The sequence below is a fragment of the Burkholderia arboris genome (genome assembly GCF_038723655.1).
GTDB lineage: Bacteria > Pseudomonadota > Gammaproteobacteria > Burkholderiales > Burkholderiaceae > Burkholderia > Burkholderia arboris.
In genome coordinates this window covers 2,952,613-2,968,225 of record NZ_CP109822.1, presented here as the reverse complement: position 1 = coordinate 2,968,225, position 15,613 = coordinate 2,952,613, and the positions used below count along the sequence as shown (strand labels likewise).

At 69.1% G+C, this 15,613-nt stretch carries 8 protein-coding genes; 4 read left to right on the top strand and 4 right to left on the bottom strand.

The features are described from left to right. Nucleotides 1–62: 62 nt before the first annotated feature. Nucleotides 63–248 (bottom strand): hypothetical protein, encoded by a 186-nt coding sequence (locus OHZ10_RS30780; protein WP_081052065.1) that lies wholly within the window; start codon nucleotides 246–248, stop codon nucleotides 63–65. Between OHZ10_RS30780 and OHZ10_RS30775 the strand changes: the two genes are divergently transcribed. The 3 genes from OHZ10_RS30775 to OHZ10_RS30765 all read left to right on the top strand — a co-directional run bounded on the left by OHZ10_RS30775 (nucleotide 190) and on the right by OHZ10_RS30765 (nucleotide 11,523). Then, the gene (locus tag OHZ10_RS30775; protein ID WP_342705274.1) at nucleotides 190–8,790 is read left to right on the top strand and encodes an autotransporter-associated beta strand repeat-containing protein; all 8,601 of its coding nucleotides are present in this window, start codon (nucleotides 190–192) and stop codon (nucleotides 8,788–8,790) included. The genes OHZ10_RS30780 and OHZ10_RS30775 overlap by 59 nt on opposite strands. Before the next feature lie 156 nt (nucleotides 8,791–8,946). Then, complete coding sequence (locus tag OHZ10_RS30770) at nucleotides 8,947–11,175, top strand: amylo-alpha-1,6-glucosidase (protein ID WP_340624705.1); 2,229 nt, start codon at nucleotides 8,947–8,949, stop codon at nucleotides 11,173–11,175. A gap of 96 nt (nucleotides 11,176–11,271) precedes the next feature. Continuing rightward, nucleotides 11,272–11,523 carry a hypothetical protein gene (locus OHZ10_RS30765; RefSeq protein WP_034180596.1) on the top strand — a complete coding sequence of 84 codons (252 nt, stop codon included), beginning with the start codon at nucleotides 11,272–11,274 and terminating at the stop codon, nucleotides 11,521–11,523. A 506-nt stretch (nucleotides 11,524–12,029) separates the two neighbouring features. On the opposite strand, the gene penR is transcribed toward OHZ10_RS30765, so the two are convergent. After that, nucleotides 12,030–12,920: a beta-lactamase transcriptional regulator PenR gene (penR, locus tag OHZ10_RS30760; protein WP_059239554.1), complete on the bottom strand. Its 891-nt coding sequence runs from the start codon at nucleotides 12,918–12,920 to the stop codon at nucleotides 12,030–12,032. A 128-nt stretch (nucleotides 12,921–13,048) separates the two neighbouring features. On the opposite strand from penR, the gene blaPEN-bcc reads away from it, so the two are divergent. Next, the gene (gene blaPEN-bcc / locus OHZ10_RS30755; protein WP_342705273.1) at nucleotides 13,049–13,969 is read left to right on the top strand and encodes a PEN family class A beta-lactamase, Bcc-type; all 921 of its coding nucleotides are present in this window, start codon (nucleotides 13,049–13,051) and stop codon (nucleotides 13,967–13,969) included. Nucleotides 13,970–14,442: 473 nt separating this feature from the next. Here blaPEN-bcc and OHZ10_RS30750 read toward each other — a convergent pair whose 3' ends face one another. Both OHZ10_RS30750 and OHZ10_RS30745 read right to left on the bottom strand, forming a co-directional pair. Then, a complete protein-coding gene (locus OHZ10_RS30750; RefSeq protein ID WP_059239558.1) occupies nucleotides 14,443–14,643 on the bottom strand; it encodes a hypothetical protein in 201 nt (66 codons plus the stop codon). Between the two features lie 567 nt (nucleotides 14,644–15,210). Next, the gene (locus OHZ10_RS30745; protein ID WP_059239560.1) at nucleotides 15,211–15,579 is read right to left on the bottom strand and encodes an antibiotic biosynthesis monooxygenase family protein; all 369 of its coding nucleotides are present in this window, start codon (nucleotides 15,577–15,579) and stop codon (nucleotides 15,211–15,213) included. Nucleotides 15,580–15,613: the final 34 nt, after the last annotated feature.

Sequence of the window (15,613 nt, the reverse complement as noted above, 5' to 3'; positions counted from 1 at the left end):
CATCATGTCACTTGACTAGCCTTGCGTCTGAAATCCCGATTCCGGGGTGATTAAGAGTTCATTCATGAATTAACCGACGTCGCACTGCGACCGCCGGGGCGGATGCTTTTGTCCGTGATTTTCTGCTGCGTGCCGTGCGTGGCGGTCGCAATGCCAATACCAAAGCCGAAACCAAAAACGAGGGAAAGCATGAACCTTGCGCGTTCGAAAAAAGCCGGTGAGCCGTTTCCGAGACTGCTGTTGCCCACGGGCGTTTTCCTGGCGCTGTCCGGCGCGGGTATCGTGCCTGCTCAAGCGACCTGCAGCACGGCAGGCACGACGGTGACCTGCTCCGGGATCGCGAACCCGTTGCAGCCGAGCTATGCGAACAGCGCGAACAACATCAACGCCACCGTCAATCCCGGTGCGAGCGTTGGCGTGTTGCTCGGCGTGGGCGGCACCGCGATGTCGCTGACCGGCAACAATGTCCAGCTGACCAACAACGGCACGATCGACCCGTCAGCGCTCGGCACCGGGCTCGGCGTGCTGTCGAGCGGCACGGTCGTCGGCAATGCATCGGCGAGCGCGAACACCACCGTCGTCAACAACGGCACGATGAACGGCTCGACCGGCGTGGCGATCAGCGGCGTGACGGGCATGGCGCTGTCGGTCCAGAACGGCACGGGCGGCACGTCGAACATCACGAACACCGGTTCGATCGGCTCGAACCCGCTGGTCGGCGCGACCCTCGTCGGCGCGGATGCGCCCGTGGTGGCCGCATACGGCGGCGGCCAGGTCAACATGTCGAACAGCGGGACGATCACCGGCCGCGTGTCGTTCGGCTCGAACGGCACGCCCGGGCAGGGCAATACGTTGACCAACTCGGGCACGATCAACGGCAGCGTGTCGATGGGCGCGAACAGCAACAACACGTTCAACGCCGTGACGGGCTCGTCGGTCAACGCGGCGGGCGGCACCGGCGGCGCGTTCAACATCACGGTCGGCCCGGTCACGATCGGCGTCGCGGCGACGGGCGTCGTGGATGGCGGCGCGGGCGGCGACAACACCCTCAACCTGAAGCAGGGCGGCACCGCGAACGGCACGATCGCGGCCAACAATTACATCAACTTCAATCACCTGAACGTCCAGAACGGCAACTGGACGATCAACGGCGCGTCGACCGCGCAGGACGCGACGCTGAGCGGTGGCGTGGCGATCATCAACAACAACGGGTCGCTCGGCACGGGCAACGTCACGGGCAACGGCGGCGCGCTGCAGGCGGGCACGGCGGGGCTCAACGTTTCCAACAGCGTGACGCTGGGCGTGGGTGGGCTGACGGTGCAGGGCGCAACCGGGCTCGCGCTGTCGGGCACGGTGTCGGGTGGCGGCGCGCTGACGAAGAACGATGGCGGCACGCTGACGCTGACCGGCGCGAACACGTATACGGGCGGCACGAACCTGAACGCCGGCGGCGTGGTGGTCGGCAACAATGCGGCGCTCGGCAGTGGTGCGCTGAATGTCAACGCGTCGGCGTCGCTCGACACGAGCACGAACGTGACGCTCAACAATGCGGTCAATCTCGCCACCGGTACGGCGCTGACGATCGGCGGCAGCAACAATCTCGGGCTGACCGGCGCGATCACCGGAAACGGCGGCCTCGTGAAGAACGGCGCCGCGACCACGACGCTGAGCGGCGCGAACACATATACCGGCGATACGACCATCAACGGCGGCACGCTTGCGCTGAGCGGCGCCGGCAGTCTGGCGTCGACCGGCACGGTCAATCTGGCCGCTGCAGGCGCGGCGCTCGACGTGAGCGGAGCCTCGGGCGCGCGGACGATCGGCTCGCTGGCGGGGGCGGCCGGTACGAGCGTGAACCTCGGCGGCAATTCGCTGACCCTCAACGGCAGCGGCAATGCAACCTATGCCGGCACGATCGGCGGGGCTGGCGGCGTGACGCTGTCGGGCAGCGGCACGCAGGCGCTGACGGGCACGAACACGTACTCGGGCGGCACCAACCTGAACGGCGGCAACGTCGTCGTCGGCAGCAATGCGGCGCTCGGCACCGGCGCGGTGAACGTGAACGGTTCGTCGTCGCTCGATGCGACCACCAGCGTGTCGCTCGCGAACGGCGTCAACATCGCGACCGGGACCACGTTGACGCTCGGCGGCAGCACCGGTCTCGGCCTGAGCGGCCAGATCTCCGGCGGCGGCGGTCTCGTGAAGAACGGCGCGGCGGCGGTCACGCTGTCCGGCGCGAACAACTACACGGGCGGTACGACGCTGAATGCCGGCGGCCTGGTGCTCGGCAACGCGTCGGCGCTCGGCACCGGCGCGCTGACCGTCGGCGGCGCGGCGACGCTCGACACGAACGCGAACCTGACGGTCGGCAATGCGATCACTCTCGGCACGGGCGCCGCGCTGACGCTGGGCGGCAGCAACAGCCTCGGGTTGAGCGGCGCGATTTCCGGCGCGGGCAGCCTCGTGAAGAATGGCGCGGCGACCACGACGCTGACGGGTGCGAACACGTACACGGGCGGCACGACGATCAATGCCGGCACGCTGGCGATCGGTGCGGGCGGTAGCCTGTCGTCCACGGGCACGGTGAACCTGGTCAATCCGGGTGCCACGCTCGACATCAGCGCCGGCGGTGCGCAGTCGATCGGCGCGCTGTCGGGCGCCGCCGGCACGAGCGTGAGTCTCGGCGCCGGCGCACTGACGCTGGGCGGCACCGCCAGCGGCACGTTCAGCGGGACGATCGGCGGCACGGGCAGCCTGACGCTGGCGGGCACCGGTACGCAGACGCTGAACGGCGCAAACGCCTATACCGGCGGCACGAACCTGAACAGCGGCAGCCTTGTGCTCGGCAACAACGGGGCGCTCGGTAGCGGCGCACTGAACGTCGGCGGCGCGGCGACACTCGATACGAATACGAGCCTGTCGGTCGGCAACGCGGTCAACCTCGGCACGGGCGCTGCACTGACGCTGGGCGGCAGCAACAACCTCGCGCTGGGCGGCGCGATTTCCGGCGCGGGCAGTCTCGTGAAGAACGGCGCGGCGACCACGACGCTGACCGGCACGAATACCTACACGGGCGGCACGACGATCAACGCCGGCACGCTGGCGGTGGGCGCGGGCGGCAGCCTCGCCTCGACCGGCGCGATGAACCTCGCGGGTGCCGGCGCGACACTGGACCTGAGCGCGGCGACGGGCGGGCAAACACTCGGCGCCCTGTCGGGTGTCACGGGAACGAACATCAATCTGGGCGGCAACGCACTGACGCTGGGCGGCACCGCCAGCGGCACCTTCAGCGGCGCGATCGGCGGCACCGGCAGCCTGACGCTCGCCGGCACCGGCACGCAGACGCTGAACGGCGCGAGCACCTATACGGGCGGCACGAACCTCAACAGCGGCGGCCTCGTGCTCGGCAACAACGGGGCGCTCGGTAGCGGCGCACTGAACGTCGGCGGTTCGGCGACGCTCGATACGAATACGAGCCTGACGGTCGGCAACGCGGTGACGGTCGGCACGGGCGCAACGCTGACGCTGGGCGGCAGCAACGCGCTCGGGCTGGGGGGGGCGATTTCCGGCGCGGGTGCGCTCGTGAAGAACGGTGCGGCGACGACCACCTTAACCGGCGCGAACACTTACACGGGCGGCACGACGATCAACGCCGGCACGCTGGCGGTGGGCGCGGGCGGCAGCCTCGCCTCGACCGGCGCGATGAATCTCGCGGGTGCCGGCGCGACACTCGATCTGAGCGCTGCGACCGGCGCGCAAACGCTCGGCGCGCTGTCCGGGGTGGCCGGCACGAACGTGAGTCTCGGCGGCAACGCGCTGACGCTCGGCGGCACGGCCAGCGGCACGTTCAGCGGCGCGATCGGCGGCACGGGCAGCCTGACGCTGTCGGGCACCGGTACGCAGACGTTGTCCGGCGCGAACACCTATACGGGCGGCACGACGATCGGCGGCGGCAGCACGCTGGCGCTGGGCGCGGGCGGCAGTCTTGCGTCGACCGGCACGGTGAATCTGGCGGCCGCCGGTGCGACGTTCAACCTGGGCGGGGCATCGGGCGCGCAGACGATCGGCGCACTGACCGGCGCGGCCGGCACCAACGTGAATCTGGGCGGCAACGGGCTGACGCTGAGCGCCGCCGGCAACCACGCGTTCGGCGGGGTGATCGGCGGCACCGGTGGTCTGACGGTGGCTGGCGCGGGCACGCAAACGCTGACGGGCGCGAACACGTACACCGGCGGCACGACGATCGGCGGCGGCAGCACGCTTGCGCTCGGCGCGGGCGGCAGCCTCGCGGCGACGGGTGCCGTGAACCTCGCGAGCGCCGGTGCGACGTTCAACCTGAGCGGGGCCTCGGGCGCGCAGACGATCGGTGCGCTGACCGGCGCGACCGGCACGAACGTGATCCTCGGCGCGAACGGGCTGATGCTGAACGGCAGCGGCAACAACACGTTCGGCGGTGCGATTGGCGGGACGGCCGGGGTGACGTTTGCCGGCACGGGCACGCAAACGCTGACGGGTGCGAACACCTACACCGGCGGCACGACGATCGACGGCGGCAGCACGCTCGCGCTGGGTGCAGGCGGCAGCCTCGCATCGGGCAGCGCGGTGAATCTCGCGGGCACGGGTGCGACGTTCGACGTGAGTGGCGCAACGGGCGCGCAAACGCTCGGCGCGTTGACCGGCGCGGCCGGCACGAACGTGAGCCTGGGGGCGAACACGCTGACGCTGAACGGCAGCGGCAACAACACGTTCGGCGGCGCGATTGGCGGCACGGGCGGCGTGACGCTCGCGGGCACCGGCACGCAGACGCTGACGGGCGCGAATACGTACACGGGCGGCACGACGATCAACGGAGGCAGCACGCTCGCACTCGTTGCAGGTGGCAGCCTCGCATCGACGGGCGCGGTGAATCTCGCGGGCGCGGCTGCGACGTTCGACGTGAGCGGCGCGACGGGCGCGCAGACGGTCGGCGCGCTCACCGGTGTGGCCGGGTCCGTCGTGAGCCTCGGCGCGAATGCGTTGACGCTGAACGGTAGCGGCAACAACACGTTCGGCGGCACGATCGGCGGGACGGGCAATGTGACGTTCGCCGGTACCGGCACGCAGACGCTGACGGGTGCGAACACGTATACTGGCGGCACGACGATCGACAGCGGCAGCACGCTTGCGCTCGGCGCGGGCGGCAGTCTCGCGTCGGGCAGTGCGGTGAATCTCGCGGGCACGGGTGCGACGTTCGACGTGAGTGGCGCAACGGGCGCGCAAACGCTCGGCGCGTTGACCGGCGCGGCCGGCACGAACGTGAGCCTGGGGGCGAACACGCTGACGCTGAACGGCAGCGGCAACAACACGTTCGGCGGCGCGATTGGCGGCACGGGCGGGGTGACGCTCGCGGGCACCGGCACGCAGACGCTGACGGGCGCGAATACGTACACGGGCGGCACGACGATCAACGGAGGCAACACGCTCGCACTCGTTGCAGGTGGCAGCCTCGCATCGACGGGCGCGGTGAACCTCGCCGGCACGGGTGCGACGTTCAACCTGAGCGGTGCGACGGGCGCCCAGACGATCGGCTCGCTGGCCGGTGCAGCCGGCACGAACGTGAATCTCGGCAGCAACACGCTGACGCTGAGCAGCAACGGCAACAGCACGTTCGGTGGCGCGATCGGCGGCACGGGTGGCGTGACGCTGGCCGGTACGGGTACGCAGACCCTGACGGGCGCAAACACCTATACGGGCGGCACAACGATCAGCGGCGGTGGCACGCTCGCGCTCGGCGCGGGCGGCAGCCTCGCATCGGCCGGCTCGGTGAATCTGACCGGCGCAGGCGCGACGTTCAACCTGAGCGGTGCGACGGGCGCGCAGACGATCGGTACGCTGACGGGCGCGAGCGGTACGAACGTGACCCTCGGCGCGAATGCGCTGACGTTGAGCGGCAGCGGTGCCGGTGCATTCGGCGGGACGATCGGCGGTACGGGTGCCGTGACGGTTGCGGGTACGGGCACGCAGACGCTGACGGGCGCGAACACGTACACCGGTGGCACGACGATCAACGGCGGCAGCACGCTCGCACTCGGCGCGGGCGGCAGCCTCGCGTCGGGCAGCACGGTGAATCTCGCGGGCACGGGGGCGACGTTTGACGTGAGCGGTGCGACGGGCACGCAGACGATCGGCGCGCTGACCGGCGCGGCCGGCTCGAACGTGAGCCTGGGGGCGAACGCGCTGACGCTGAACGGCAGCGGCAACAACACGTTCGGCGGCGCGATTGGCGGCACGGGCGGCGTGACGCTCGCGGGCACCGGCACGCAGACGCTGACGGGCGCGAATACGTACACGGGCGGCACGACGATTAACGGAGGCAGCACGCTCGCACTCGTTGCAGGTGGCAGTCTCGCGTCGACCGGCGCGGTGAACCTCGCGGGTGCAGGTGCGACGTTCAATCTGAGCGGCGCAACGGGCGCGCAGACGATCGGCACGCTGACCGGCGCGGCCGGCACGAACGTGAACCTCGGCACGAATGCGCTGACGCTGAACGGCAGCGGGGCCGGCACGTTCGGCGGGACCATCGGCGGTGCGGGCGGGGTGACGGTCGCGGGCACCGGCACGCAGACGCTGACGGGCGCGAATACGTACACCGGCGGCACGACGGTCAACGGCGGCAGCACGCTCGCACTCGGCGCGGGCGGTAGCCTCGCGTCGACGGGTGCAGTGAACCTCGCCGGTACGGGTGCGACGTTCGACGTGAGCGGTGCGACCGGCACGCAAACGGTCGGCGCGCTGTCCGGTGCGGCCGGTACGAACGTCAACCTCGGCAGCAACGCGCTGACGCTGAACGGCAACGGCGGCAGCACGTTCGGCGGCACGATCGGCGGTTCCGGCGGCGTGACGGTGGCAAGCGGCACGCAGGTGCTGACCGGCGGCAACACGTACACCGGCGGGACCACGATCGCGACCGGCGGCACGCTGCAGCTCGGCAACGGCGGCACGTCGGGCAGCGTGGCCGGCAATGTCGTCGACAACGGCGCACTGGTCGTCAATCAATCCGGCAACGTGACGATCGCGAGCGTGCTGTCCGGCACCGGCTCGCTGACCCAGGCCGGCACCGGACAACTGACGCTGACGGGCACGAACACGCTGAGCGGCCCGACCACGGTCGGCGCGGGTACGCTCGCCGTCAACGGTTCGCTCGGCCAGTCGACCGTCACCGTGCAGAGCGGCGCGACGCTGACGGGTACCGGCACGGTCGGCGGCCTCGTGGTGCTGGGCGGCGCGACGGCGACTGCCGCGCAGCCGGGCGCGGCGCTGAACGTGGGGGGCAACGTCACGTTCCAGCCGGGTTCGACGTTCCAGGTCGCGGCGACGCCGCAGCAGAGCGGCAGCCTCGCCGCGAGCGGCACGGCGACGCTGAACGGGGGCACCGTGCAAGTGCTCGCGAACCAGAGCAGCTACCAGCCGAGCACGACGTACACGATCCTCACCGCGTCGTCGGGCGTGCAGGGCGCGTTCACCCAGGTGAACGCGAACTACGCGTTCCTGACGCCGACGCTCAGCTACGATCCGGATCACGTGTACCTGCGGCTCGTCGCGAACGGCACGTCGCTGCCCGACGTCGCGACGACGCCGAATCAGCGCTCGGTCGCGACCGCGCTCGGCGGGCTCGGCGCCGGCAACCCGCTGTACGACGCGGTGCTGACGACCGATGCGCCCACCGCGCGCCGCGCCTACGGGCTGCTCGACGGCGAACTGCAGGCGAGCCTGAAGAGCATGCTGCTGCTCGACAGCCGTTACGTGCGTGAAGCGGTGACCGATCGTGTCCGCCAGGGCCTCGCGCCCGGATCGGGCCCGCTCGCGGCGCTGTCGTCGGGCGGCGCCGCGCTGTGCGGCGACAACACGGCCGGCGCGGTCGATCCGACGCTGCCGCCGGAACGCCGGATCGGTTCGCGCGAAGGGTGCTACGGCGGCACGCCGTATCAACCGGTGGTCTGGGGCCAGGCGTTCGGCGGCCGCAGCCGGCTCGCCGGCGACGGCAACGCATCGTCGATCAACCGCAGCATGACGGGCTTCATCGCCGGTGCCGACATGGCGCTCAACGACAAGTGGCGTGCGGGTCTGGCGGCAGGCGTCACGCACAGCTCGCTCGACAACGACCAGAGCTCGTCGGCGGCGGTGAACAGCTACTACCTGTCGCTGTACGGCGGCGCGCAGTACGGCGCGCTCGGCGTGCGCGGCGGCGCGTCGTACACGTGGTACCGGATCAACAGCGACCGGTATCCGGGTTTCGCGGGCTTCTCCGATCATGACTCGGCCGGCTACAACGCGAATTCGGCGCAGGTGTTCGGCGAAGTCGGCTATGCGCTGCCGGTCGGGCCGGTCGCGATCGAACCGTTCGCGGGCCTCGCGTATGTGAACGTGCATACCGACGGCTATACGGAAAACGGCGGCGCGGCGGCACTGCGCGCCGGCGGCGAGACGACCCACGTCGGCTTCTCCACGCTCGGCCTGCGCGCGGCGTCGCAACTCGGCTCGATCGGGAGCGGTACGTTCACCGCGCGCGGGACGGTCGGCTGGCGCCACGCATTCGGCAACGTGCGGCCGTCGTCGTCATTCACGTTCGCGAACGGCGGCACGTCGTTCCAGGTGTCGGGCGTGCCGATTGCGCGCGACAGCGCGGTGCTCGAAGCCGGTATCGACGCGAACATCACGAAGCGCCTGACGCTCGGCCTCACGTACAGCGGCCAGTACGGCAGCGGCGTGCGTGACAACGCGATTCTCGGCAACATCCTGTGGAAGTTCTGAGCTGCACCTGACGTGCCTGTGCGCGACGCCTGGCTGCGACGGTAACGTCGCAGGGCGTCGCGTCTTTTTCGTCGCTGCGCACGTCCCCCGTTCTGGCCTATCCTGTGCGAAATACGCGACGCGCGCCGCGCGTTGCGCCTCGACACAGGAGCATCGATGCCGAATCACGCCGAAGCCGCCACGACGCAGGCGCCGCAAGTCGCGCCTGCTGCCCCGACCGCCGCGTCGGGCCCCGCCTTCATCGCGCCAGAAGCCGATCCGCAGATCCTCGCGCGCAACAACCAGTACGTGCTGAAATCCGGCGATGCGTTCGTGGTCAGCGACGCGCTCGGCGACATCGGCGGTCATGACGACGGCCTGTTCGTCGACGACATGCGCGTGCTGTCGAAGTGGCGCCTGACGTTCGGCGGCCGTGCGCCGTCCCTGCTGTCGGGCGCGACGAGCGCCGACAACGCGTCGTTCACCGCACACCTGACGAACCGTCCGCTGCCGCCGCTCGGCGGCCACGAGACGCCCGAGGGCGTGATCCATATCGAGCGGATGCGCGTGCTCGCGGGCGACGTGCTGTACGAAGCGCTGACGCTGACGAACTACGGGGCGAGCGAAGCCGAGGTGCCGCTGTCGCTGTCGTTCGCGGCCGATTTCAAGGACATGTTCGAGGTGCGCGGCACGCAGCGCCCGACGCGCGGCACGGTCGTTGCTCCGCGCGTCGATGCAGGCGCGGTGCGGCTGCGTTACGACGGCCTCGACAGTGTCGAGCGCAACGTGACCGTGCATTTCTCGCCGGCGCCCGATGCGCTGTCGGCCGATCGTGCCGACTACACGCTGACGATCGCCGCGCAGGCGTGCGTGTCGATCTACCTGACCGTCGACGCGACGCTCGGCCCGGCGCACGGCGAAGGGCCCGGGCCCGGATGCGGCCGCGTCGCGCTGCGCACCGCGCTCGTCGGCGTGCATCGCGAGATGCGTGCGCGGCGCGAGTCGATGGCGCGCGTGAACACCGGCAACCCGCTGTTCGACGCATGGCTCGACCGTTCGCTCGCGGATCTCGGGCTGCTCACGACGCAGCTCGACACGGGGCCATACCCGTATGCGGGCATTCCGTGGTTCTCGACGCCATTCGGCCGCGATGCGGTGATCACGTCGTTGCAGATGCTGTGGCTGCAGCCGTCGCTTGCGCGCGGCGTGCTGCGTTTTCTTGCCGAGCACCAGGCGCGCGAAACCTCCGCATTCCGCGATGCGGAGCCCGGCAAGATCATGCACGAGTTCCGCCGCAGCGAGATGGCCGCGACGGGCGAGGTGCCGTTCGCGCTGTACTACGGCGGCGTCGATACGACTCCGCTGTTCATCGTGCTCGCGGGCGCCTATGTCGAACGCACCGGCGACGATGCGCTGATCGACGAGCTGTGGCCCGCGCTCGAGCGCGCCGCGCAATGGGTGATCGACAAGTGCGACCGCAATCCGTACGGACTGCTCGATTACCAGCGCACGTCGGAGCGCGGCCTTGCGAACCAGGGCTGGAAGGACAGCCACGATTCGGTGTTCCATGCGGACGGCCGTTTCCCCGACGGGCCGATCGCGCTCGTCGAAGTGCAGGCCTATGCGTGCGCGGCGCTCGACGCGATGTCGGTATGTTCGCACCGGCGCGGCCACGCAGCCGACGCGACGCGCTACGCGCTGCGTGCGAAGACGCTGCGCGACCAGGTCGACGCGCTGTTCTGGATGCCGGAAGGCGATTTCTACGGGATCGCGCTCGACGGGCATGGCGACCTGTGCCGCGTGTTCGCGTCGAACGCGGGCCACCTGCTCGCGTTCGGGCTGCCCGACGCCGAACGCGGCGCGGCCGTCGCCGGCGTGCTGGGCTCCGCGCTGTTCCAGACGGGGTGGGGTATCCGCACGCTTGCGGCCGGCCAGCCGCGCTTCAACCCGATGGCCTATCACAACGGCTCGGTGTGGCCGCACGACAATGCGCTCATCGCGCGCGGCCTGGCGCGCTACGGCGACAAGACGGCCGCGGTGAACCTGCTGCGGGCGCTGTTCGAGGCGGCGGTGAGCTTCGAGATGCGTTTGCCGGAACTGTTCTGCGGGTTCCCGCGCCGGCGCGGCGAACCGCCGACCGCTTACCCGGTGGCCTGCCTGCCGCAGGCGTGGGCGGCCGGCGCGCCGTTCATGATGTTGCAGGCGTGTCTCGGCGTGAGCATCGACGCGTCGCGCCACGAGGTGCGCGTCGAGCGTCCGGCGTTGCCGGAAGGCGTCGACTGGCTGCGGATCGATGCGCTGCGCGTTGGCGACGAAACCGTGTCGCTGACGTTCCGCCGCGTCGACGGCCAGGTCGTCGCGGCGGCGGAGCAGCCGGGCCGCGTGAAGGTGGTCGCGGTGCTGTAGCGCCGTGCTGCGCGAACGTTGCGCGATGTCGCGCCACGTTCGCGCGCAGCGGCATAGAATCGTGACATGACCCTTGAACGATGGCGGAGGTAGACGATGACGACCGACAACCGGCCCGACGACGGCGAGCAGAAGCTCGAGAATCTGGAAGCGGCGGTCGACCACCTGCACAAGTCGATCGAATCGCAGAGCATTGCGGTCGGCGCGGCGAAGGGCATCCTGTTCAGCCTGATCGAAACGCTCGGCGCACTGATCGGCGATCCCGACCTGCCCGAGCATGCGCGTTCGGGTTACGAAGCGCTGCGCGACAAGGCGAGCGAATTGCGCGGCGGGCTCGACCGGCATTGATGTCCGGCTGGCGCCGGTGTCGGCCGCACGGGCCGCACCGGCGCTGCCCGATTCTGCAGATGAAGCACAAAACCCCGTGCGCTCAATGAGTTAGGCGGCTGGTGCGCAGGATATCCACAAGCTTGCCAACACAATCTGTGGAGAACCTGCCGGCCTTCGGTCAGCGTGCGGTGGGGGCCCGGTGCACGGTTCGAAAGCCGTTCGGGTGCCACACCGTTGACCGGTCAAGGTCCGTATACCGAATCCCCTTGTGTATCAAGATGTTACGCGTCCGATCTGAAGGATATCCACAGGCTTGCCAACAAAATCTGTGGACAACTCGCAATCGATTGCGTCGCATTGGTTGAGGATCGGGCCTGAATGGGGCCGGCGCGCGAAGCCCGTGCACCAAGGCTGCCCGATGTCTGGATCGGCGCGCTAATTCGTGCGCGATCAAGGGCTTAGGTCCCGGGTACCCAGGATATCCACATCCTTGCCAACACTTTCTGTGGACAAGCGCGATCGCGTTACTCGATCGGCGCTGCGCCGGCCGCTTCGGTCACGATCCAGTCGCGAAAGAGTGCCATCGCGGGCGTCAGCGGTTTCGATTTCAGCGACGTGAGCCAGTAGCCGCCGGTGCGCACGTCGATGTCGAGCGGACGCGCGAGCAGGCCGAGCTGCAGTTCGCGCGCGAACATGCAGGCCGGCGCGAGCGCGACACCCGCGCCCTGCATCGCGGCCTCGACCATCAGCCGGGACGAATCGAATACCGGCCCGTTGACCGCCCACGGCTCGAGTTGCGCGGCGTCGAACCAGCCGAGCCATTCGTCAGTGCGGTACGAGCGCAGCAGCGTTTCGTTCGCGAGATCGGCCGGCTGTGCGAGGCGCCGCGCGATCTCCGGCGCGCACAGCGCGGTGAGCGGTGCATCGAGCAACCGTTCGTTGCGCGTCGCCGGCCAATTGCCTTCGCCGAAGCGGATCGCGAAGTCGAGGCCTTCGGCCGCGAGGTCGACGACGTTGTTGTTGGTCCGCAGCCGAAGCTCGACGAACGGGTGCGTGTCGCCGAACTGCTTCAGCCGCGGCATTAGCCAGCCTATGGCAAAGGTGCCGACGACTCCCAGCGTCAGCACCTCGCGGAAGCGCCCGCCGTCGAACTGCTTGAGCACCGTCTCGATGCGGCTGAACGCATCGCTCAGCACCGGCAGCAGCGCGCGCCCTTCGTCGGTGAGCCCGAGACCGCGCGGCAGCCGGGTGAACAGCGTACAGCCGAGCCGTTCCTCGAGCGAGCGCACCTGCTGGCTGACCGCGGCCTGGGTCACGCTGAGTTCGAGGCCGGCGCGCGTGAAGTTCAGGTGGCGCGCCGACGATTCGAAGGCGCGCAGGGCATTGAGCGGAAGATGAGGGCGGAGCTTCGTCATAAGAATTTCTTTCGTCAGCGCTCAATTATCGTTGCTTGTCAGGCAACCGTAAAGTCACGATAGTGCTGTCTCGGCGGCCGGCCGTTTTCAACATCGATTCGCCTCCATTCCACCACGAGACAACCGACATGACCTACTCATCGAAACGTCGAACCCTGTTGCTGGCCGCCGCGACGGCGCCGCTCGTCCTTACCGTCACCGCTTGCGTGTCGCCGCAGGGCGCGGCGCCGGGTGCGGCCCATCCGGCAGCGGCGGATGCGGCTGCCGCCGAGGCGGCGTTTGCCGATCTCGAACGCAACGCGGGCGGCCGCCTCGGCGTCTGTGCGATCGATACCGCGAGCGGCCGCCGCATCGAACATCGTTCGGGCGAGCGCTTCCCGTTCTGCAGTACGTTCAAGGCGATGCTGAGCGCGGCGGTGCTCGCGCAGAGCGTCGATCGCCCGGGCCTGCTGCAACAGCGCGTCACGTACACCAGGGCCGACCTCGTCAACTATTCGCCGGTGTCGGAGAAGCATGTCGGCGCGGGCATGACGGTCGCCGCGCTGTGCGAGGCGACGATCCAGTACAGCGACAACTCGGCCGCGAACCTGCTGATGAAGCTGATCGGCGGCCCGTCGGCGGTGACCGCGTACGCGCGCTCGATCGGCGACGACACGTTCCGCCTCGATCGATGGGAGACCGAACTGAACACCGCGTTGCCGGGCGATCCGCGCGACACGACGACGCCTGCCGCGATGGCCGCGAGCATGCGCGTGCTGACGCTCGGCGAGGCGCTACCGGCCGCGCAGCGTGCGCAACTCGTCACATGGCTGCGCGGCAACAAGGTCGGCGACAAGCGGATTCGCGCAGGTGTGCCGGCCGGGTGGGCGGTGGGCGACAAGACCGGTACCGGCGACTACGGGACGACGAACGATGCGGGCGTCATCTGGCCGGCGTCGCGCGCGCCGATCGTGCTGGTCGTGTACTACACGCAGACGCAAGCCGATGCGCGTGCGAAGGACGACGTGATCGCGTCGGTCGCGCGCATCGTGGCGCAGACGTTCGGTTGAGCATGGCGGCGCGGCGGGCGCCGCAGGCACGCCGTGCCGCAGTCGTGATCCGCGTGATCAAACGTTGTGCGATCAACGACTTAGGTCACGCATGCTCAGGATATCCACATGCTTGCCAACAAAAATTGTGGACAAGCCTGCGAGCGGCCGCGTCCGGCGCGGCGCGCACCGTCGTGCCGCATTTGAAGCAGCACGGGCAAAGTCTTTCGGATCAAGCGCTTGGCCGCGGTATGCGCAGGCTATCCACATGCTTGCCAACACAATCTGTGGACAAGCGGGCGAACCGTCGCGGCGATCGCCGCGCCATGCGACGGAGCGGCATGCAACCGGCGCTTTGCCGGCCGCGTGCCGCATTCGAAGCAGCACGGACAAAGCCTTTCGGATCAAGCGCTTGGTCGCGGTATGCGCAGGCTATCCACATGCTTGCCAACACAATCTGTGGACAAGCCTGGGTGCCGCCGCAACGGTAGCGCTCAGGGCTGCCGATCGTCGACGGCAGGCCAGCGCGCGAACGCGAACACCCACAACATCACGAAGTTCAGGACCGGGACGAACATCGCCAGGATCCACCAGCCCGAATGCCCGGTGCGCCGGACGATGCGGACGTACGGATAGACGACGATGGCGACGAGCACGAGCGAGACGAGCAACTGCCACGCGGTGAAGTGTTCCATGGCCTTCCTCGGAGTGAGTGTCGTAATGCGGTGCCGGCGGAACGGCCGGCCCGTGGCGCCGACGCGCGAAGCCGGCGATGCGCGGCCGCGTGCGGCTCGCATGATCTTGCTGCGTGACGTGCACGGGCGTCAAGGCATCGGCAGTGCGTTGCGATTGCACCGGATCGTCCGTGTCCGCGCACCGGCCCACCGCGCATTGCCGAAATGGTGACGCGCGGCATGAACCGTAGGCCGATCAACGGCTTAGCGCATGCTTGCGCAGGATATCCACAAGCTTGCCAACACAATCTGTGGGTAACTCGCGCAATGCGAGGCCGGACCATGTGCGACGGGTGCGGCGTGCATCGGGCGTGCATCGTCGTGGCGTCGTGATGCGAAGTGCGGCGAAGCGGTGTGTGCGACGGCCATGCCCAGGGCTTCGTCTGCATCACGCGTGCCAAAGTCCATCGGATCAAGGGTTTAGCGTTGCGGTGCGCAGGATATCCACAAGCTTGCCAACATTTTCTGTGGAGAAGTCCGGGTTCGCGATCGGCCGATGCCACGCGCTGCCACGCGTCGCATGCGCACTCAGGCCGTGCAGATTCCGGGGACGCCGACTTTCTGGAACAGATGCGGGCTGGCGACCGCGGACGACGGATAGGCCGACAGCTTGGCGACGAACTCCGGGTGCGTGAAGGCCGCGCGAAAAGCTTCCGTCGATTCCCAGATCGCGTAGTTCAGGTAAGTCGGGCTGTCGCCGAGCGCGCGATGAAGCTGCGTCGAGATGAATCCCGGCTGCTGCTTCATGAATTCCGCGTCGTCTTTCCATACGGCGAGGAAGTCGGCTTCATCGGCGGGCGACAGCGTGAACAGGTTGACGAGAACGACCGGCTCCGCAGCGATCGAGATCTGTTGCTGGATCGGAAAGGCCGGATCCATCGGCTTGAAGTGGGGCATGGGAACTCCGGGTGGGGTAGAGGGGGCTGGCGGG